We start from the raw sequence: 23003 nt of genomic DNA, 5'->3' as shown, positions 1-23003 counted from the left end.
ATTCAAAACTTAAGTAACTTTTATTTTACTCTTTATTTTAGGAGGTATATTTTGACAAAATTAAAAAAAGATATAGGATTCTTTGGTGCATTTTCAACGGTAGTTGGTGTAGTTATTGGATCAGGTGTATTCTTTAAAGCAGCTGTCATATATAAAACAACAGGCAGCGTTAGCTTAGGTCTTCTAGCTTGGCTTCTTGCTGGAATTATCAGTATTTGTGCTGGACTAACAACTGCAGAACTAGCAGCCTCTATGCCTGAAACCGGGGGAATGATAGTTTGGGTAGAAAGAGCCTATGGTAAAACTTTTTCATATTTATTAGGTTGGGCTCAAGCTGTGATTTATTATCCAGCGAGTATTGCTGCTGCAGCTACTATCTTTGCAACACAATTTTTAAATTTATTCCAAGTTGATAAAAAATATTCAATCTTAATAAGTGCATGCGCTGCAATTACAGTTACTGGTTTAAATTTACTTGGTAGTAAAGCTAGTGGCCAAATTCAAACCGCTGCAACAATTGGTAAACTTATTCCTATATTTGCGATTATTGTATTTGGATTATTACAACCTAATCCGACTACTATTGAATTAATCCCAAGTAGTTCAGTCGGTTCAACTATCAATACTTCTTCGCTAGCAGCTCTTGGAGCCGCTATGCTAGCTGCAATGTATGGCTATGATGGTTGGAGTAATGTTGGAACAATTGCTGGAGAAATGAAAAATCCAAAAAAAGATTTACCACGTGCAATTTTATACGGATTATTAGTTATTACTGCAGTTTACCTACTTATAAACATTGCATATCTATTGACTATGCCTGTGGAGCAAATTGCTGGTAATGGTAATGTTCCTAATGATATTGCCACTAAATTATTTGGACCTAATGGTGGGAAAATAATAACTATAGGAATTATGGTAAGTGTCTACGGAACAATGAATGGATTCACAATGACTGCGATTCGTGTACCTTACGCAATGGCACTAAAAAATCAAATACCATTAAGAAAATATTGGTTAAAACTAAATATGTTTTCAATACCGTATTTCTGTGCTCTGACCACTTTAATTTTAACAATTGCAATGATGTTTACAGGTGGATTTGATGCACTAACGGATTTCCTTTTATTTACAATTTGGATTTTCTTTATTGCAACATTTTTAGCAGTATTCATTCTTAGAAAGAAAGAACCGAATTTACCAAGACCTTATAAAGTTCCACTATACCCAATAGTTCCTTTAATTGCTATAATCGGTGGGCTTTACATCGTTATTTCTGCTCTAATAACACAATTCACTTTAGCGATTAGTGGAGCAGTTATAACATTAGCTGGTCTAATTTTCTACACAGAGATTCATAAAAAATTCAAAAAATAATGAAATATAAGAGAAGTGATTCAAATTAATACTTTGAGTCGCTTCTCCTTTTATTGATATTTAAATCTTTTTTTGATAAAATATGATTATAACTTCTTTCAATTTTGTTTAGAAGGTTGGAGTTATCCTCCTAGCTCTCTGCTACGGATAACTTCAATATTTTTTTATCAAAATGAGAGTAATTAAAGTAGTAAGGAGGAAGCTTTATCTTGAATTTTATTTTTAAAAAAGAGACCATCCTGACCTCTTTTTATACAATTTCATTGTCTTTATTAGTAAGTAAACTCTCAGTAGAGTATTCATTTTCAGATAAATCAATATATAACTTCTTTCAATTTATGCTACTTTTTATTATTTTCTTTAATAGTTGGCTGTTAGAAGTTGTTCATCTAAACAGATATGGAAAAGATAGCTTTATTAATTACTTCTTTTTAATTTCACAAATACTTGTTATAGTGAATTTACTAGTGAGAAACTCTTTAAATATTAAATATATACTTGCAACATTAATCCTACTATCTGCAATATTAAGTGTTCAACATATAACCGAGTATATTCTTACAGATAAAAAAGACCTTATGATAAAAAAACTAACAGAACCATTTTGTTATATTCACACTGGGCGTACGCTTTCTTTATTATTAGGCTTAATATTCATAGATTATAGTTACTGGTTTATACTTCTTACTTTCACTATAAGCCAACTATTCCCAAGCTTTATCTCCAGAAGTGTTCATGTTAGAGATATAAACTTTTATCACTTAACTAGCCACCTATTCATAATAACTAACACAACTGCTTTGACTCTAGTACTAAGTGATTTTAAAATTGACTTGCCTACAAAAATATTTTGGGCCATCAGTATCATGTTTATCATAATAGTAATTATATACTATAGAACTTTAAAAACTATTAATAGAACAATGACTAAGCAATCAGGTAATACGTATATAATTGGTGTATATTTTACAATATTTAATTTATTATTTGCCAATCTGTTTTTTGTTTTAGAATTTGATTGGAAATATATTCTACTCTGTATTATAAGTTATGCTGTAAGCTATCAATCTTTTAAACAATATAAAAAATAAATCCGATGATACACTTCCAAATTTAGAAAGTTTATCATCGGATTCTTCTTATCTTGCTTCCTCGTAATCCAAGACTTCTGCAACTTTACTAGCAATATACTTCGCTAATTTTTCATGATTTTTATCATCTAGGTGAATGCAATCCACTAATGAAGTTTCTGCTACACGCCCAGCATTTAAAAAGTCAACTTCGTACTTATCACTAACTTCTTTAAATGTTTGTGCTAAAAATTTTGATTGTTTTAAACTATTTTCATCAAATTCACCAAATAAACTATGTCTATCCACTATTTCATCACGTAATGGAGCGGGTGATACAACAAGAATTTTTGGAATTTTATATCCCGCTATTAAATGTGGATTTCTAATATATTTAATGTATTCTTCTATCCCTTTTGCTATAAGTTTGGCACTCGGATTAAATTGTTTTTTCAAATCATTTGTACCTAGCATTATAATTACTAAATCTACAGGCACATGACTTAACATTAGTATTGGAAGTGTATCAATACCACATCTAACGGGTACGATTGTGTCTTTTGCAATTACAGTTCTACCGCAAAGACCTTCTTCTATTATTGTGTCATTAGGACGAAGATTTTCTAATAATTTTGTCCAACGTTTATCTGTTCTTACTCCATCTTCTCCTGGAACATATCCCCAAGTATTACTATCCCCAATACATAAAATACGCATAATTTTTCCCACCTTTTTTCTTCTAAATTCCTCTTAATTTTATCAAACTAATATGAAAAAAGCAATAGAACCTAATGATACAAATACTAATAATTGTTATCAGTGCAATATTTTTGTAATGTTAACCAACATGATTTATAATATCATTATTCTTAAAAAAGGAGAATATAATGATACAAACAAATTTTCATCATAAAAAACATTACAAGATTCAAGCATATTCAAAAAAAGTACTTTATACAACATTAATTTTAACAATAGGTTTTGCATTATTAGAATATATTGGAGGACTTTTATCAAATTCATTAGCACTTTTAGGAGATTCTTTCCATATGTTCTCTGATGTTATTGCATTAGGATTCAGTCTAATTGCCTTACTATTCAGTTCAAAAAAACCAAATAAAAAATATACTTTTGGTTTTGTCAGATTAGAAGTGCTGGCAGCTTTTATAAATGGTCTAATGCTAATAGGTATTTCGATTTATTTAATATTTGAAGGATTCATGAGATTCTTCAATCCTAAGGATATTGATTTCAAGTCAATGCTTATAATATCAACTATCGGATTGATTTTTAATATTGTTGTTACTGTAATTTTAACAAAAAGTTTAAAAGAAGAAGATAATCTTAACATTCAAAGTGCTTTATGGCACTTCCTTGGCGATTTAATCAGTTCAATCGGAATCATAATTTCTTCAACTATTATTTACTTTACAAACTATCAAATCGTTGATGTTATTATGAGTATTATCATCAGTATAATTCTTTTCAAAGGTGGTTACAAAATTACTAAATCATCATTTGTTATTTTAATGGAAGCTACTACTCTAGATACAGAAGAAATTTACAATAAAATAAAAGAAGTGGAAGGTATTGCTGATATTCATGAATTTCACATTTGGCACACAGATACAAATGAAATCAATGCTGCAATGCATATTTTACTAAATGAATATGAAACTAGCCACGATTATAAAATTGTAGAAAATGTTAAAATAGTACTTAAGGAAGAATACAATATTGAACATTGCTTCATCGCATTAGAAAATATTAAATACAACGATCACAGTTTATAAAAAACGAGTGACGGCTCACAATTATGATTACATAATAATCCTTTTTGTAAAGCCGTCCTCGTTTTTTTTTGTTAAATACCCAAGATATCAACCGTCTTTTCAATTTTATACGTAGGCACTATCTCTGAATTAGAAATTTTATGAATATCTACTAAGCAACTATCAATCCCTACATTATTAGCTCCTAGTATATCTGATGTTAGCGTATCACCTATCATTAAAACTTCATTCTTATTTTCAACACCAATCTCTTTAAAGATAATATCAAAGAATTCTCTATCTGGCTTTTTACTGCCGATTTCTTCAGAAATAAAAATCTTCTCAAAGTATTTATTAAGATTATTATTTTTTAATCTTGTATGTTGAGTGACACCTATTCCATTAGAAGCTACATATAATTTATGAGTTAATGTTAGTTTCTCTAACATTTCAATTATTCCATCGAAAAGTTGGTTCCCTTCAGCAAGATAACTTCTGTATCTTTTATCTATCTCAATACCATTTACTTTTCTATCAAACAGTGCAAAAAATCTTATAAATCTTTCGCTCGTAACTTCTTTATTCGAAATTTCTCCACGTTCAAAACTTCTCCATAGAGATTTATTTATCGTTTCATATTTTTCAAATAGCTCATCATTATATTCAATATTCTCATCTTTTAATAATTTTTTAAAAGCTAACACCTGTGCCTTACCAAAATCTAATAAGGTATCATCTAAATCAAATAGTAGATACTTATACTTTTCTAAAATCATATATCCGCTCCATTTCTTATATTACTTACTCATTATAACATAGAGATTGATTTTTTAGAAAAAATAGATTTATTTGATGTGTAAATTTAAATTTTATTTTTTATCTTTAAAATATTCTCGAACTCGAGGAGCTACTTCTTCACCAAAAAGTCTGATAGCTTTCATAATATCTTCATGTGGCATAGATCCAAGTGGAAGATGTAGCATAAATCTATCTAATCCTAGTGTTTCTATCATATCAATAAGTTTATTCGCTACAGTCTCAGGACTCCCTACTAACATTGAGCCATCTGGACCAACACTATTTAAATATTGTTCGAAAGTAAGAGGTCTCCAAAACGGTCTATCTTTTGAAATTGCATCAACAACTTGTTTGGTTGGATGGAAGTATTTCTTAATCGCTTCTTCATCTGTTTCAGCTATGAATCCCCATGAATGTGAAGCAACTTTTAAACGATCTTCACTATGACCTGCATTACGCCCAATGGCCTTATAATAATCAATTAAACCTTTAAAAGATTTATACTGTCCACCAATTATCGCATATGCTATAGGTAACCCTTTTTGAGCTATTTTTATAGTTGATTCTGTATTTCCTCCTGTCGCAACCCAAATAGGGAAGTCCTCCTGAACACTTCTTGGATATACTCCTCTATTATTGACGCTTTGAGTATGTTTTCCTTTCCACGTTAACATTTCATTAGCTTTAATTTTCTCCAACATCGCTAATTTTTCATCAAACAATTCCTCATAGTCTGCCAAATCATAGCCAAATAATGGGAATGATTCAGTAAATGAACCACGACCTACCATAACCTCAGCTCTACCATTAGAAATTGCATCGATTGTTGCATATTGTTGATAAACTCTTACAGGATCCGAAGATGATAGTACTGTCACCGCAGAACTTAATTTTATATTCTTCGTAACAGCGGCTCCTGCAGCTAATAATATCTCAGGTGCTGATACTGCAAAATCTTCTCTATGATGCTCGCCTATTGCATAAAGATCTAAGCCTACTTCATCTGCAAGTTTCATCTCTTCAATCATATTTCTAATACGTTCATCATGTTTCGGCGTTATTCCTGTTCCTTCTATTTCAGTTGTTTCACCAAATGTACTAATTCCTAACTCTATCATTTTATGTCCTCCTATATTATCTCAATTTCAAGATATTGATTTATTAAAAAAGGCATAAGCCTCTAGTTTATTTTTTTTAAGATTTCTTTTAATATTACTAACTCTTTGTCATTTATTTTTTCAAAAACTCTCTTAGTATTTTTTTTATGAATAGGAAAAATTTCATCCATTAATTTCATTCCTTCTTCAGTCAATCTTATATAAGTTACTCTTTTATCTTTTTGACTAACATTTCTCGTGATATAACCTTTTTTTTCAAGATTATCAACAACATAAGTTGCACTACCACTAGCAAGTAATATTCTATCTCGAATCTCTTGAATACTCTTTTCTCCTTTACTATATAAAAATTCCATAACAGAAAATTCAGTCGCATTAATTGGATAATTCTTCAAAGTTTTCTTCAAATCATCCACTAATAAATTACTTGCTCTCATAATACCAATGACTGCTTTAAATTCATTATTCATAGTGTTTTTCCTGTTTTTATTATAAACATTTCTTCTTGGAAATTATCTCGAATATGAGATAATTATACTTCATTAATTATATATTGTCAAAGAAATAAAATCAAAAGACATCTAGAGAAAAATCTCTAAATGTCTTTAGTTTTATTCTGCAAATTGACTTTGATATAATTCTGAATAGAAACCTTTTTGTTCTAATAATTCATCATGATTTCCTTGTTCTATGATATCTCCATCTTTTAATACTAATATTTTATCTGCATTTCTAATTGTTGATAATCGGTGAGCGATAACGAATGTAGTACGTCCTTCCATAAGTTTATTCATTGCTTTTTGAATTAATACTTCTGTACGTGTATCTACACTTGAAGTTGCCTCATCAAGAATTAATATTGGTTTATCAGCAAGTATTGCACGAGCAATTGTTAATAATTGCTTTTGACCTTGTGAAATATTTGAAGCATCTTCATTTAATTCCATGTCATAACCACCTGGTAATGTTTTAATAAAGTGGTGAATATGAGCTGCTTTAGCCGCTTCTATTACTTCTTCATCTGTAGCATCTAAACGACCATAACGAAGATTCTCCATTATCGTTCCTTTAAATAACCATGTGTCTTGTAGAACCATTGTGAAGTAAGAACGCAATTCAGATCTATCTAATTTAGAAATATCTTTTCCATCAATATAAATATTTCCACCGTTAATATCATAGAATCTCATAAGAAGTTTAATCATTGTTGTTTTACCTGCACCTGTAGGACCAACGATAGCAACCATCTCTCCTTTTTCAACATCACTAGTAAAGTTTTTAATAATTATTTGATCTTCTACATATCCAAATTTTACTTTATCGAATACTACATTACCTTCTTTATTAGTAACTGTTTCAATAACTTCTGCATTTTCTTCATCTTTAGCATCTAAGAACTCAAATACTCTTTCACCAGCTGCTGCCATTTTTTGAATTTCTGACATAGACTGAGCTATTTGACCTATTGGTTGAGTAAAGTTTCTAATATATTGGATAAAAGCTTGAATATCCCCTACCCCAATAGTTCCTTTAGAAACTAATAATCCACCTGAGAAAACAATACCTACATAACCAAGGTTTCCTACAAAGTTAATCACTGGGAACATTAATCCTGAGAAGAAGTTTGCTTTCCATGATGATGTATATAATTGTTTATTTTTATCATTGAACTCTTTTACACTTTTTTCTTTATAGTTGAATGCTGCAATAATATTCTGACCTGAGAAACTTTCTTCTACTTGCCCATTCACATCAGAAAGCATTTTTTGTTGGCTTCTGAAATATTTTTGACTCCATTTTGTTATAGCACCTAAAAGTATTCCTGAAACAGGAATTAAAGCTAACGCTATTAGTGTCATTAGAGGACTTATTGTAAACATCATTACTAGTACTCCAAGTACCATTGCTGTATTTGAAATCATCTGTGTGAAACTTTGGTTTAGAGATTGCCCTAACGTATCTACATCATTAGTTACTCGAGATAGAGTTTCACCTACTGTACGTTGTTCAAAATAACCAACAGGTAAAGTATTTATTTTTTTACTAATTTCTTTACGAATATCATATGTCATTTTTTGAGAAATATTACTCATTAACCATCCTTGAATAAACATAAACAGTGATGACAGTATGTATAAACCTAATACAGTAAGTAAAATTCCTGCGATTTTTTCAAAATTTATACTACCTTCATTACTAATTTTGGCTACTAACCCTTCGAATAATTCTGTAGTTGCCTGTCCCATGATTTTAGGCCCTACTATACCAAAAACAGTACTTGCTAATGCAAAGAATACAATCAATATGCTTGAGAGTTTATACTGTGTAAACATCAATTTGATAATTCTTTTTAACGTTCCAGAAAAATTATTAGCTTTTTCTATTTTTTGATCTTTAGCCATGATGTTTACCTCCTTTTTGTAATTCTTCTTCGCTAAGTTGACTTTCTGCAATTTCTAAATATGTTGGGCAAGTTTCAAGAAGCTCTTGGTGTTTTCCAACTCCTACTATCTTACCTTCATTCATTACGATAATTTTATCTGCATTTAAAATTGTTGCTATACGCTGAGCAACTATAATAGTAGTTACCCCGGACATTTCTTCTCTTAAAGTTTTTCTTAATTTAACATCTGTTTTATAGTCTAATGCTGAAAAACTATCATCGAAAAGAAGTATCTTAGGATTTTTCGCCAAGGCACGAGCAATTGAAAGACGTTGTTTTTGTCCACCTGAAACGTTAGATCCCCCTTGTGAAATCTCACTATTAAATTTATCTTCTTTTTCATTAATAAACTCTATTGCTTGAGCAATTTCAGCGGCTTTTTTCATCTGTTCATCAGTAATATTTTCATCTGCAAATTTAATATTTGATTCAATGTTACCACTGAATAAAACACCTTTTTGAGGAACAAATCCTAAAATGTCTCTTAATTTATTTAAGCTTATATCTCGAATATTAACTCCATCAATTGAGATTTCACCTTCACTAGCATCAAAGTATCTTGGAATTAAGTGAAGTAATGTAGATTTACCACTACCTGTACTTCCTATAATTGCAGTAGTTTTTCCTGCTTCAGCTTCAAAACTAATATTACTAAGCACTGGACTATCTGCTCCATCAAACGTAAAGCTGACATTATCAAATTTAAGAGTACCTTTTACATCTTGAAGTTTACTATCATCAATATTCTCACTATCTACTACAGTAACCTCTGTTTCCAGAACTTCATTAATACGACCAGCTGCAACTTCAGCACGCGGTAGTTGCATCATTAAGAATGTGAAGAATAAGAATGACATAACTATCTGCATTGTATATGTTATAAACGCCATCATATCACCAACTTGAATACTACCAGCATCTATATTTTTTCCACCAACCCAGATTATTAATAGTGCAATACCATTCATAATTAACATAATCATCGGCATAAGTGCTGATAAAGTTCTATTGATAAAAAGTTGTTCATTTTTTAAAACTGTATTTTCTTTATCGAATCTTTCTTCTTCATATTTTTCACGACCAAAAACACGAATTACAGAAATACCAGTTAATGCTTCACGAGTAACCAAGTTCACTCTATCTATTAACTTTTGCATAATTTTGAATTTCGGCATTACTAAGAATGAAATTATTCCTAATGTTAAACCTAAGATACCTACACCTAATGCAATTATCCATGTCATACCAGTATCAGTTTGAGTAACTTTGTAAACTCCATACACTGCCATCATCGGTGCATAGATTGCGATAAATAACATCATATTTAAAGCATTTTGTATTTGTTGAATATCGTTTGTACTTCTTGTAATTAATGAAGCTGTAGAAAATTTATCAATGTCTTGTTTAGAAAATGATAATACTTTGTTATAAAGTTTTTCTCGTAGGTTATATGCTATTTTCGAAGAAATTCTACTAGCTATAAAGTTCGAAATAACACTTCCAATACCTGAAATAAATGTTACGATTATCATCATGATTCCAACTTCTTTTAGATAATTCTTTCTAATTTCGTTAGTATCAATACCAACATTATTTCTATACTCTTCTTTAACATAACGAATTCCAGCTTGTTTTGTTATCATATCAGCTGAATTTCCTAAGTCACTAATTGACTTATTCTTTTGCTCAATTAAGCTGTCTTTCTTGACTAGTCCCAGTTTAACACCTTCTGCAACCTTATCTAGATCTAAGTTCTCAGATTTTGCTCCAGATACAACAGTCATAGCATTTTTAAAAATATCATTTAGTTCGCTACGTTCTTGATCATTAATGTTATCTAGTTTATAAACATCTCCATCTTTCGTATATTTAGCTGTGACTTTTTTAATTTCATCATCAGTCATAAATAATTGTAATTCTCTGAATGACTTTTCACTTATTTTTTCCGGCACAGCATCTTGGATACCACTTTGTTGGATACCTTTATCTACAATATTACTTGTGTAAGTTGGAAGTGCTAGCTCTGCAACTACACGAACTCCTAATATCGCAACTAAAAATATCATAGGTACCAAGAAACCTTTTAAATATTTAATTAGTTTCATTGTTATCCTCCTTATCCTGTAGTTCTTCTCTTAATACTAGATTTGTTTTTGTTAATAATATATTAAAAGCTTCTTTTTCTTTAGTATCGAATTTATCCCACATAGACTTAAACCATTCTTCATAGGCTTTCCTATGTAATTCTATACATTCGATTCCTTTTTCAGATAAACTAAGATATTTTTTTCTTTTATCCTTTTCGTCGATACTTTGGACTACAAAATCTTTTTCAAGTAACTCACCAACAAGTGCTGTAACTCGAGGTTTTGTTACATGAAGTTCTTCGCCTAGCTCCTGCATTGTAATTTTTTCTTTACAAGATAAAAATAACATCGCTTGAAATTCCGGTTTTCTAATAGGAGCATTATTTTTTTTATGAATTCTCTTCATAATTAATCTAAATTCTTCCATCATATCAATTGCTTTATGATACGAAATTTCACTTTTACTCATCTTCTACCTCCTTTATTTTATAAATTAGTTAATAAAGTTAACTAATTAGTTAACCATGTTAACTATTATATTTTATTTTCCATTTTTAGTCAATAACTAATTTAATTATTTCAATAAAAAAAGATTAACCTAGAATTTTTCTAGATTAATCTTTTCTCCTATTTACTAAACACCCAAGCCTGAGCAAGGTTGTTTTTTATATCATTTTCTGTGAAACCATTATAACTTGTAAGTTTAACATCATCATCGTTCGGATCATTTATATAGAATTTATCATCTTCAAATCCACGAATAACTTTATAAGTTACTTTATCACCGAATACTCCAGATTTTAACCTAACAAGTATAGGTTTATTATCTCTCAGTGCATCTTCTAAGTTTTCTACTAGTTTATCAGTTTCAATTCGTTCAACTTTTAGATTATATTTCTCAGCAAAAGCCGTAATAATCGTAGGTTGAGTTCCTTGGTTTCTAATGTAATACTTATTACCTGCCCAAGAAGCAAGTTCTTCTACAGTTGCTTCATCTTTACCAATATATTTTGCGATCATAGCAAGCGAAATAATTGCATCACCATTTTCTTCAATTGTTTTCTTCCCGTCTAGTCCATATGCTATATTTTTATATGCATCCTGTTTCATATAATACATAGGCACAGAAAGTCCTTTTTGAGGCAAGTTAAGTAATTGTTCTTTTCGTTTTGCGTTATAATTATCAATATTTATTAGATAATATAGATAACCTTCGACACCATCTCTTAGAGATTCAATGAATTGCTTACTAGCTATCTCATTATTTAATAAATCAACATCTATTTTATTTCCAATATTAGCTGTGATCAACTTCACCTGTGGTAATTTATCACTCAATTGTGAGAAGTTAGCTTGTTTCTCAGATGAAGATATCTTTGAAATATAGTGTTCAGAAAGATTTTTCTCGATACTTCTTGCTACAATTGAAGACTCCTGTGTTCCGTAATAAACTTTTACTCCAAAGACATCTTTATTACTATCATTAGTAGTGTCAATATCAACTAGCAATTCTACAGAATTCTCTGCAGCAAGTTTTGTGATTTCTTCTTTTGTAGGATAAGTTTCATCATTATCCCTCGTTAAAATTGCTTTTATACCATCTTTTTCTAATATCTCTTTTAATTGTTTAGCTATTTTTAAATTATAAGACTTAGAAGATACTCCTTTATAATCAGAACTATCATCTTGTTTTATAATTGGATTTAATAATATTGAATAAGAGGCTAACTTTTCTTTATTTTGGTCCTCAGGACTTTTTTGCCCAGTACCTAAAATACTCCATCCTGGTATCCAACCAACAAAACTATCTTTTGTTTTCACTTCATACCAAGAATCAGATTTGCTTAGCATTTCTACATTATCTCCTGCAGTCACTTTTTTTAGAGTTGGATAGGTATCGTCTGGTCCAGTTCTAAGCTCTATTTCTTTCGAAATGGTGATATTATTTTCAGAATTAGATGCTAAATTCATCTTCTCCCCTATATAAGTAACTACTCCTCCAATAATTAGCACTAATAACAGTATAGATATTAGAAATAATACTCCATTCTTGTTTCTTCTTTTTATTCTCATTTTATTTTCCTGTTGTTAGTTTTTCGTAAACAATAGTTACAGGACCATCATTAACAATATTTACTTCCATCATGGTTTGAAAAATTCCTGTTTCTACCGTTACTCCTTCTTCTCTTAAAAATTTATTAAATTTTTCGTATAATTCATTTGCTTTTTCTGCTCCCGCAGCACTTGTAAAACTAGGTCTATTACCTTTTTTCGTATCAGCGTATAAAGTAAATTGTGAAACTGATAAGATACTTCCTCCTACATCTTTCAGACTCAGGTTGATTTTATCATTTTCATCTTCAAATAAGCGAGCTTGTGCTATCTTTTTTGCCAAGTATTTCGCATCTTCCTCTGTAGATTCTTTATGAACACCTACTAAAAGACAGTATCCTTTATCAATACACCCCACGACCTTATTGTCAACACTTACACTAGCTTTTTTAACTTTTTGTAATATAATTTTCATATATCCACCTATTTAACTATTCTTTCTACGCTATATACGTCTTGGATTTGTCGTAATTTTTTAATCATGTAATCACATTCACTAACATTTTTAACATATATTCCAATTGTGATGACACATGTTTTATCAGCTTTAGATTCAGAATTAAGTTTTTTAATCTCAACTCTACTTTCACTTAATGTCAATAGAACATTTTGTAATAATAATTCTCTATCGAACGCATGGATTTGCAATGTTACACTATAACGACGTGCATTTAAGCTTTCTACCCATTCAACGTCCAATAATCTTGCATGATCTTCTTCACTTAAGTTTGGACAATTATGTCGATGTACAGTAACCCCTCTACCTTTTGTAATAAAACCTACTATTTCATCTCCAGGAATTGGTTGACAACACTTAGATAATCTCACAAGAATATTGTCTACTCCTTTTACATAAACCCCTGTTTCAGTAACAATTTTTTTAGTTTCTTCTGCATTGAAAAGTTTCTCAATTTTTGCTTGAGTCATCTTTTCTTTTCTAATTTTTTCAGTTAATCTTGCAAAAACTTTATTCGCTGTGATTCCACCATATCCTATGGCAACATACATTTCTTCAAGATTAGCAAATTTATATTTATTTAAAGCAATAGCAATATTTTCTTCTGTAAGAACTTCATCAATATCAAAGTTATTAGCTTTAATTTCATCTTTTAACAAGATTTCACCTTTAACTAGATTTTCTTCACGCGCTGCTTTTTTGAAGAATGCTTTAATTTTTGATTTAGTTTGAGATGATGTAGCTATCTCTAGCCATGAGCGTTTTGGCCCTGTAGAGTTTTTACTAGTACGAATATCACAAATTTCACCAGTTGATAACACATAATCGAATGGTTCTATCTTGTCATTTACAGTAGCCCCTACCATCTTATTACCAACTTCTGAATGAATCGCATATGCAAAGTCAACAATACATGATCCTTTTGGTAGTTCTATAATATCACTATTAGGTGTAAACACATAGATTTTATCACTTAATAGGTCTACTTTCAATGATTCCATAAAACTTTCAGCAGTCGCTTCAGTTTCATCATTTTCCGCAATTTTTTGGAACCAATTTAATTTTTCATAGAAATTATTATTTTTATTAACCTTCTTACCTTCTTTATAAGCCCAGTGAGCGGCAATCCCTTTTTCGGCAATTTCATGCATTTCATAAGTTCTAATTTGAACTTCTAAAGTTTGCCCGTCCGGTGCAATTACTGTTGTGTGAAGTGACTGATACATATTCGGTTTTGGCATTGCGATATAATCTTTAATTCTTCCAGGAATTGGAACCCAGAGATTATTTACAAGTCCTAAGGTTGCATAACAATCAGCTACACTATCTACTAAAACACGCACAGCTAACAAATCATAAATCTGGTCAAAAGTTTTATTTTGCTTAACCATTTTTTTATAAATACTATAAATATGTTTTGGTCTACCTGTTACCTGTGCTTCAATATTATTATCAGCTAAAATTGATGTTATACTTGAGCATGCATCTTTTATACTCTCTTCTCTTGCACTTCTTTTCTGTTTCATCATTCCTACTATAGAGAAATATTGAGATGGATGTAAGTATCTAAGCGATGTATCTTCCAGTTCCCATTTAACAGAACTTATCCCTAATCTATGAGCTAAAGGCGCATAAATTTCAAGTGTTTCACTAGAAATTTCACGTTGTTTTTCCTCTCGCATATACTTCATAGTTCTCATATTATGAAGTCTATCCGCAAGTTTAACGAAAATAACACGTAAGTCCTTCGCTATAGACACAAAAAGTTTTCTATGATTTTCTGCTTGTGATTGCTTTTTAGAACGGAATTTTACTTTATCTAACTTTGTAACTCCATCAACTATTACTGCTATATCTTCACCGAAAGTTTCTTTAATATCATCAAATGTATATTTAGTATCTTCTACAACATCATGCAAGAAACCAGCACAAATCGTTGCATAATCTAATTTAAGCTCAGTTAAAATTCCTGCAACTTGAACTGGGTGTAATATATATGGTTCCCCTGATTTTCTAAATTGTCCTTCGTGAGCAACTTTTGCAAACTCATAAGCTTTTCTTATTGTTTTTATTTGCTCTTCTGGTAAATATTTACTCGCCATATCTTCAACATTTTCATAATTATATGGGTATTCAAGATTCACAGAAATTCCTCCTCTTTCGTAATTTAATCTACCCTTCATTTTACCATAAAATTGAAAAAATTTCCTTTAATTCAACTATAATATTTCAAATTTTAAGTATTTATATCAAATCTTCACTATATATAAAATTAAAATTTAAGCTACTTTCTGGATCTATTTATAGGCTTATCAAAATGAAGCTGACAAAAAGCCCCTAAAATGTAACAAAGTACATTTGAGAACTCATAGACGCAGTGGTTTATTGATATCTAAATTCGCTTTATTAAAGCTTTTTAGATATCTAATAAACTGTGCGGGGGTGACTCTACAAAATCGTACTTCTCCGAAATACGATTTTGAGTCACTCCCAAAAAAATCCTAGCTCGAATTCGAACTAGGATTGAATTTTTTTATTATTTTACATCTACGTCTTGAGATAAATCAACTTTATCTAATGGTATTAGTTTTGTTTTATATCTAATTTTGTGGTATAGATAGAAGAATAGGAAAATCGGAACTCCCATATATGTAGTTAGCATTCCACTCCAGTTAACAACACCTTTAGTAATAAGCTCTGTATCTTGACCAATAATAACGATGATACATAATACTAAAGCGATAATTGGACCTACTGGGAACCATTTTGCTCTATATTTAAGTTCATTTAAATCTTTACCTTGAGCGATAAATGCTCTTCTGAATCTATAGTGACTTAATGCAATACCTAACCATGCGATAAATCCAGTTAATCCACTCGCTGCTACGATATAAGTATAAGCATTAGCACTTGTAAGTTGGATTAAGAAGATTAAGAATACCACTACAGCTGTTGCGATTAATGAAATAACAGGTGTTCCATATTTTGTAACACGTCCAAAAATTGGATATGCAAGTTTTTCTTTACTCATCGCATAAAGCATTCTTGTAGATGCATACATACCTGAGTTACCAGCTGATAAGATCGATGTAAGGATAACTGCGTTCATCACACTTGCTGCTAATGCGAATCCTGCATTTTTGAAGACAATTGTAAATGGTGATTTAGCAATTTCTTCAGCACTTGCAGCACCTAATAAATCTGGTGAAGTATAAGGAATTAATAATCCGATTACTAAGATAGCTAGTACGTAGAAGATTAAAATTCTCCAAAATACTTGTTTTACAGCTTTTGGAATACTTTTCTCTGGGTTTTCACTTTCACCAGCAGTAATACCGATTAACTCAGTACCTTGGAATGAATATCCAGCAATTAAGAATACTCCTAGAGTTGCAAGGATTTGTCCTGATAATGAAGAATCTTCTCCAACGAATGGCGCATCACCAATTGTTAAGTTTTTGAATCCAATGTATTCTCCACCTAAAATACCAAAAATAGTTAAACATCCTACTACTAAGAAGATGATTACTACTACTACTTTAATAAGTGCAAACCAATATTCACTTTCACCATATACTTTAACACTAAGTGAGTTTAAAGCGATAATAATAACTAGGAATAATAAGCTCCAAGCCCAGTGAGGAAGTACTCGCATAGGCTCCCAATAACTGATTGCTAATGCAGATAATTCTACGTCAGCTGCTACTGTAATTACCCAGTTAAACCAATAGTTCCATCCTAAAGCAAATCCTAATGAAGGATCCACATAACGTGTAGCATATGTACTAAATGACCCTGATGTAGGAAGATATGTTGCCATTTCCCCTAATGATGTCATTAAGAAATATACCATAAGTCCGATACACAGGTAAGCTACAATAGCTCCCCCAGGTCCCGCACTTTGAATTGCTTGACCACTTGTCATGAATAATCCACTACCGATACATCCTCCGATAGCAATCATACTAATATGACGTGATCGTAAATTTCTTTTTACTTCTGTTGCATTATTGTTATTGCTGTTGTTTGTCATAATAAAAACCTCCTTGATAAAATAAAAAAGCATAACCTCCTACCATATTTGCACGGAGTTATACTTCACATTATCTCTCCAAAACAAGATATTAGTAGCGCAACATAGCCTCACGACTATGACAGTCCTATACTTAGTTCAATATAGGCCCAACAATATTAACATAGGATTAATATCATTTCGGCGATGTTTCCTTTCAAGTAATATCATCAAGTCCTATACTTTCAATTACCCTACTGATAAAAATCGCAACCTCTACCTCACTTACTTTGTGAGGTACATATTCAATTAACTGTTTATTAGTATATTATACTTTTTTACAATTGTCAATAAAAATTTTAATTTTTCTAAAAATTCTCTTAAATATTGTATATATTATACTTTTATAAGAATAATATTCATTACATTAATACTTTATATAAAGAAAGAAGAGGCTTGAAACCTCCTTCTTTCTTTTATTATACAAGCAAGTATCTTTTCATATCTATCAGTTTGATAAACAAATGACTAATTAATCATTCTTCTTTTTTTCTTTTCTTTTTTTCAATAATTTATAGTTTGTAATTATCCCTAATATCATTAAAATTTCTAGTATACTTAATAAAATCTTCATCATCTCTCCCCCTTCAATACAAAGAAACTCAGAATATCGATTTATATTACCTAATATCTTTCACAAATTGCCCCTTGGCGATATTCTTCTAATAAAATTTTTAATAATTCAATTTGTTTTTGTATTCTTGCTCCGCTATCTGTGTCCGCTACTTTTTTTCTACATAATTTATCTACAACTCTCTTAGTTGAAATAATATCCGTCTCATTTTTGATTGCTTCTTCTTTACTTTGGAAAATATCATGACTCATTATCTGTAACCCATAAGAATTGTAAGTTAAAGTATAACCACCATGTCCTGTCGTTTTATGATATGCTCTAGACATTCCACCATCAATAACAATCGTTCTACCATTGGCTTTAATCGGATTTTCTCCTTTTGTTTCCTTAACAGGAGTATGCCCATTTATAATATGTCCCTCACTAGTTAAGCCAAACTCATTTAATAACTTAATACAAAACTCTTCATTATCTCTTAGTTCATAATAAGCATTTTTTACTTCTTCATGAGTAGATTTATCCTCTATAAAGTATCTTTCGAACGTTGTCATGTCACATTTACCAAATAACGGAGAATAGCGACCTTGCCATAAGTAAAAGAACAACCCATTATCTTCTCTACAACCACAATAAAATATACTACGAATTTTTTTATCAAAAAAGTCCAATAGGTTTTTACCAGAGTATTTCTTACCTCCATAAGAGAATTCCTGGAAGTTTCCATTCTCATCTACTGGCATACACCCATGAAGAAGTAGATTCCCATTATAACAACAATACATGCCACCCTTGTTAATAAATAATTCTACATGTTTTTTTAACTTTTCACTTGCTATAAATGATTCTTTTAATTTATTTATAATTTTTTCTTCTTCATCGGTTAATAAGTATGGATTTTCTTTATCAACCGTTGGGAAATTGCATGAAGTTAATGGATATTCTTTACCATAAATTTTTACAGTTTCTTTTTCAAAGTCAATTTTATCCAATAGTGCACGCGACTCTAAATCAAACTCTGGATGTTTATCAATAATCTGTTTTTCTAATTTGAATTGAATTATTGCCATAGCCTTATGCATTCTAGCTATTTGCATAATTTCATGTTCACTATATTTTAACTCGTCATCTTTAGATAATTTTGGTAAAAACTCTTTACAATCATCATCTTTATAATACTTTTCACTAAAGTTTAGTAAATTTCGAATAGGAATTCCATATCTATCTTCTATAATATCTAAGTTATCATATCTTGCACATATTCTGATTACATTCGCTAATGAAATTCTATCTCCTAAATAAGCACCAATCCATAACATATCGTGATTTCCCCATTGAATATCAACAGAATGATAATCTAGTAGTCTATCCATTATTTTATCCGGGAAAGGTCCTCTATCATAAATATCCCCAACTATATGCAAGTGATCAATTGTTAACTTGTGAATACTTAATGATAATTCAATGATAAACTTGTCACCAGCACCTAATTCAATAATATTCTCAAGAATTTTATCATAATAGTCATTTTTATCACTACTTTGCATTTTATAAAGCAATTCATCAATAATATATTTAAAATCTTTTGGTAAAATTTTTCTAACTTTAGATCTAGTGTACTTCCTTGCTGCTACTTGCGTTACTTCTAATAATCGAAGAAGTATTATCTTTTGAAATTCTTTATAATCACATATATCATATTCTTTTCTTATAAAATTTAGTTTTTCTTCTGGATAATATATAATAGTAGCTAGAAGATTTAAATCTTTCCTAGGAAGTCTGTTACCGAATACCTCTTTAAGCTTTTCTTTAATTATACCTGAACCATTTCTTAAAATATGATCGAAGGCTTCATATTCACCATGAATATCACTTAAAAAATGTTCTGTCCCTTTAGGAAGTGTTAATATAGCCTCTAAATTAATTATTTCCTTAGTTGTTTCATCTATACTCTGAAAATTTCCCGCTAGTAATTCTAAATGTTCTCTAGATATTTTCATGCTAATCTCCTTTTTATGATTTTCATCTAAATCTTAACACACTTCTTTTGGTAATTCAAGAAATGTACACGTTGTCAAAAGGAGTCAAAAGTTATTACATATTATTCCTCAAAATATAAAATTAAAAGAAATATGATACTAACTGTTTAACATTAGTATCATATTTCTCTTATAAAATTATTTTAATTTTCCTACGAATCTTTCCATCTCTTTCATTTCTTCAAGAGTATCAGCAACAAGAACATACATTGTATTACCTTGTAATTCAGCGAAAGCTTCAGGCATTCTTAATACAGCTTTTAATTTATCTTGATATTTATTTCTGATTTCTTCATCTGAATGTACATAGTCTTTATAATCACGGCGAGTTGAAGCTAATCCGTATTTTTCATCCACACTTAATCCATTGAATGTTCCATTAGCAACTTCAGCATATACTCTGAAATAATCTGTTGAATGAGCAAAGTTATACACATCTACTGCAAAAGCTCCAGCTGGACGGTTATTATACTCGATCGCTATATAATCATCTTTAGTTTTGAAAAATTCAATATGGAAAAATCTCTCTTTCATACCAAATGCTTTTACTGCATTTTTACCATATTCTACTAATTTTGGATCTAAATCCTTATCGATATAATAAACCCAATCAAGAGTATTATTATTTAATAAATCTAATGGAGTATGGTAATAAACGATACTAGTATAGAAAACAATATTCCCCTTAGCATCTACTAATCCATCAAAAGTCACGATATCAGAGTTATCTACAAAAGGCTCTAAGAAATAATGTGTAGTTCCATCCCATTCTTTTTTGAAATTTTCTACATCTTTCTTATCTTTAAGTTTATAAGTTGCTGACGCTCCTACACCATTATCAGGCTTGGCTATTAATGGTAATTTTAATTTTTTAACACCTTTTTCGATGTCTCCTTCTTTTTTCACTAAGAAACCTGGTACTACAGGAACCCCAGCTTTTTCGAAGTATTTTTTCATCTCTGATTTGTGCTTTGTTTTCTTAAGATCGTGTTCTTTTAAACCAAACACATTAAATTGTGTGCGAAGTGCAGCATCTAGTTCCATCCAGTGCTCATTTTGTGATTCTATTCTATCAATGTGCCCATGTTTGTGATATAAGAATGCAACAGCACGTTTTACTTCATCAACATCATCAAGACTATTAACTCTAAAATACTCAGTTAAAGCTTCTTTAAGTCTTTGATCAAGTTGTTCATATGGTTCTTCTCCAATTCCAAGTACATTAATACCTTGATTTTTTAACTCAATAGAAAATTTTTGAAAATTGTGTGGGTAATATGGTGATATAACTATGTAATTCATAAATCTTTGTCTCCTCTTAACTTTATTATAAATTTAACTTATCTAAAAAGTATGGCATTTGTATTCTCCACCAAGGCCAATCATGTGCAACATCTTCGCCCCATACATCAAACCATGCTGGAATATTCTTTTCTTCAAATGCTCTTTTCAAACTATAAAATGATGGTAATCCATCTTGTTCCCATGGACCTAACCCTGTACATACAATAATATCAGCGTTTCTATAGTGATCAATAAACCACCCATCATTTTGATTCCAAATATTATCACTAGGTGAATTTCTATATATTAACTCATCATTTCCATATTCACCTACGAAAAATCTAGCATCATAAACTCCACTAAGTGAAATTACTTTTCCAAATACATCTGGATGTTGTAGGAAAATATTAAACGAGTGGTATCCTCCCATGCTACATCCAGTAGCCATCATTTGTCCAAACCATCCTGTTTTATGTTTAATAAACGGAATGGCTTCTTCAATGACATATTTTTCATACTGTGTATGAGCTAATGCTCTATCATGCCCATTTTTCCAGTCGCATAACCACGATTCACTATCAACACTTGATAAAGTAAAAAATTGTACTTTTCCTTCATTGATGAATCTTTCACAAGCATGAATCATACCAAAATCATAATACTCATTGTGTGTCCCACCCGATGATGGAAACACAACAATCGGTAATCCCGCATGTCCATACCTATTAAGAACCATCTCTCTTCCTAAATTTCCACTATAATGACTTAAATTTTCTATATTCAAACTAAAAACCTCCATTTTCTAAAAAATATTTTTACCAATTTTCACTTATAAATCTTAAACATTCTGGTAAATATTTAGCCCAACACTCTTCACTGTGTTCTCCATTAGCTACAACATTTAACTTAATTTCACTTGTTGATAATCCAGCATCAATTAACTGACGATAATAGTCTAAACTTGCATCAATATATAATTGTTTTAAGTTACCATTTGCTAATTGTTTATCTGTATCATCACCTTCATTTGTTCCAACTTCAATATATACTCTTTGCTCAGAAACTTTATGTTTTGAAATATATCTGTCAAACTCAGGTTTATTTAACCAATTTGCAGATGAGAAAACTCCTAAACATCCCACAACATCTTTATGTTCTAAACCAATATATTGCGATATATTAGCACCTAAAGAACTACCAATCATCGCCGTATATTCACGTTGTGGTTTTGTACGATATGTACTATCTATAAACGGTTTAACTACATTTACAAAAAAGTCAGCATATTCTGACCCCAATCCACCTAAAGTCAAACCGAAATTTAATATTGGTAAACTTGAAAACTTCCAAGGGGCATATTCATTCATTCTCCCTTCATTATCATTATCAATTCCAACTATTATCATCCTTGGCATATCTGGATTTCTTTTTATTGCTGGTATCACTTTCCAAGAATGTCCACTAAAAGATTCTCCACTATAAAAAACATTTTGTCCATCGTTCATATATACTACTGGATAGTGTCTATGTTCATCTTGAGCATAACCTTTTGGTAAAAGTACTCTAATACGACGATTTTTTCCAGTATAAGGAACTTTTAATTCATGTTCCTTCATTTCTAAATAAAAATACGCATCTCTTTTCATTATATTTTCCTTTAAAATTATTGTTATAGCTATAATTTTACAATATTTCTCTTATAAAATCAATTAATTGATTGTAATTTTCTGTGATTTTTCTGAAAATTTATTTTTGTAGATAATTTACACATTAGCATAATGTTTATATCTAAATAATATATTAAAA

General features: G+C 30.3%; 18 protein-coding genes and 1 riboswitch. Of the genes, 3 read left to right on the top strand and 15 right to left on the bottom strand.

Annotation, left to right across the window (positions count from 1 at the left end):
* Positions 1-51 precede the first annotated feature (51 nt).
* Both O3801_RS01525 and O3801_RS01520 read left to right on the top strand, forming a co-directional pair.
* Positions 52-1374: an APC family permease gene (locus O3801_RS01525; protein ID WP_371453802.1), complete on the top strand. Its 1323-nt coding sequence runs from the start codon at positions 52-54 to the stop codon at positions 1372-1374.
* Positions 1375-1583: 209 nt separating this feature from the next.
* Entirely contained in the window at positions 1584-2465 is an 882-nt protein-coding gene (locus tag O3801_RS01520) for a hypothetical protein (RefSeq protein ID WP_294682092.1), read from the top strand.
* A 48-nt stretch (positions 2466-2513) separates the two neighbouring features.
* Here the strand turns inward: O3801_RS01520 and O3801_RS01515 are convergent, their stop codons facing one another.
* Positions 2514-3161: a GDSL-type esterase/lipase family protein gene (locus tag O3801_RS01515; protein ID WP_371453800.1), complete on the bottom strand. Its 648-nt coding sequence runs from the start codon at positions 3159-3161 to the stop codon at positions 2514-2516.
* 170 nt (positions 3162-3331) lie between these two features.
* On the opposite strand from O3801_RS01515, the gene O3801_RS01510 reads away from it, so the two are divergent.
* Entirely contained in the window at positions 3332-4237 is a 906-nt protein-coding gene (locus O3801_RS01510) for a cation diffusion facilitator family transporter (RefSeq protein WP_371453798.1), read from the top strand.
* Positions 4238-4308: 71 nt separating this feature from the next.
* Here O3801_RS01510 and O3801_RS01505 read toward each other — a convergent pair whose 3' ends face one another.
* The 14 genes from O3801_RS01505 to O3801_RS01440 all read right to left on the bottom strand — a co-directional run bounded on the left by O3801_RS01505 (position 4309) and on the right by O3801_RS01440 (position 22843).
* On the bottom strand, positions 4309-4992 hold the full coding sequence (locus O3801_RS01505; RefSeq protein ID WP_294682097.1) for a YjjG family noncanonical pyrimidine nucleotidase: 684 nt from the start codon (positions 4990-4992) through the stop codon (positions 4309-4311).
* Positions 4993-5085: 93 nt separating this feature from the next.
* The gene (locus tag O3801_RS01500) at positions 5086-6132 is read right to left on the bottom strand and encodes an LLM class flavin-dependent oxidoreductase (protein ID WP_294682098.1); all 1047 of its coding nucleotides are present in this window, start codon (positions 6130-6132) and stop codon (positions 5086-5088) included.
* Between the two features lie 62 nt (positions 6133-6194).
* A complete protein-coding gene (locus O3801_RS01495) occupies positions 6195-6602 on the bottom strand; it encodes a MarR family winged helix-turn-helix transcriptional regulator (RefSeq protein ID WP_294682100.1) in 408 nt (135 codons plus the stop codon).
* A 141-nt stretch (positions 6603-6743) separates the two neighbouring features.
* On the bottom strand, positions 6744-8534 hold the full coding sequence (locus tag O3801_RS01490; protein WP_371453794.1) for an ABC transporter ATP-binding protein: 1791 nt from the start codon (positions 8532-8534) through the stop codon (positions 6744-6746).
* Entirely contained in the window at positions 8527-10680 is a 2154-nt protein-coding gene (locus O3801_RS01485; RefSeq protein WP_371453792.1) for an ABC transporter ATP-binding protein, read from the bottom strand. Before O3801_RS01485 ends, O3801_RS01490 begins: the two co-directional genes overlap by 8 nt.
* Positions 10667-11131: a MarR family winged helix-turn-helix transcriptional regulator gene (locus O3801_RS01480; protein ID WP_294682106.1), complete on the bottom strand. Its 465-nt coding sequence runs from the start codon at positions 11129-11131 to the stop codon at positions 10667-10669. The genes O3801_RS01485 and O3801_RS01480 overlap by 14 nt, the downstream gene beginning before the upstream one ends.
* 158 nt (positions 11132-11289) lie before the next feature.
* On the bottom strand, positions 11290-12735 hold the full coding sequence (locus O3801_RS01475; RefSeq protein WP_371453790.1) for an N-acetylmuramoyl-L-alanine amidase: 1446 nt from the start codon (positions 12733-12735) through the stop codon (positions 11290-11292).
* A gap of 1 nt (position 12736) precedes the next feature.
* Positions 12737-13189 (bottom strand): D-aminoacyl-tRNA deacylase, encoded by a 453-nt coding sequence (gene dtd, locus O3801_RS01470; protein ID WP_294683461.1) that lies wholly within the window; start codon positions 13187-13189, stop codon positions 12737-12739.
* Positions 13190-13197: 8 nt separating this feature from the next.
* Positions 13198-15375 (bottom strand): RelA/SpoT family protein, encoded by a 2178-nt coding sequence (locus O3801_RS01465; RefSeq protein ID WP_294683462.1) that lies wholly within the window; start codon positions 15373-15375, stop codon positions 13198-13200.
* 392 nt (positions 15376-15767) lie between these two features.
* Positions 15768-17264: an amino acid permease gene (locus O3801_RS01460; RefSeq protein WP_294683463.1), complete on the bottom strand. Its 1497-nt coding sequence runs from the start codon at positions 17262-17264 to the stop codon at positions 15768-15770.
* A gap of 87 nt (positions 17265-17351) precedes the next feature.
* A riboswitch (Lysine riboswitch) is annotated at positions 17352-17530 on the bottom strand.
* 397 nt (positions 17531-17927) lie between these two features.
* Positions 17928-19874 carry a fructose-1,6-bisphosphatase gene (locus O3801_RS01455; protein ID WP_371453787.1) on the bottom strand — a complete coding sequence of 649 codons (1947 nt, stop codon included), beginning with the start codon at positions 19872-19874 and terminating at the stop codon, positions 17928-17930.
* 177 nt (positions 19875-20051) lie between these two features.
* Positions 20052-21215, bottom strand: coding sequence for an ATP-grasp domain-containing protein (locus tag O3801_RS01450; RefSeq protein ID WP_294683465.1), 1164 nt, complete (start codon positions 21213-21215; stop codon positions 20052-20054).
* Between the two features lie 25 nt (positions 21216-21240).
* On the bottom strand, positions 21241-21981 hold the full coding sequence (locus tag O3801_RS01445) for an esterase family protein (protein WP_294683466.1): 741 nt from the start codon (positions 21979-21981) through the stop codon (positions 21241-21243).
* 31 nt (positions 21982-22012) lie between these two features.
* Positions 22013-22843, bottom strand: coding sequence for an alpha/beta hydrolase (locus O3801_RS01440; protein ID WP_371453785.1), 831 nt, complete (start codon positions 22841-22843; stop codon positions 22013-22015).
* Positions 22844-23003: the final 160 nt, after the last annotated feature.

The sequence above is a fragment of the Gemella sp. 27098_8_149 genome (assembly GCF_041433745.1).
GTDB lineage: Bacteria > Bacillota > Bacilli > Staphylococcales > Gemellaceae > Gemella.
Note: the sequence above shows the minus strand (reverse complement) of the source record. Positions and strands in the feature narration are given on the sequence as shown.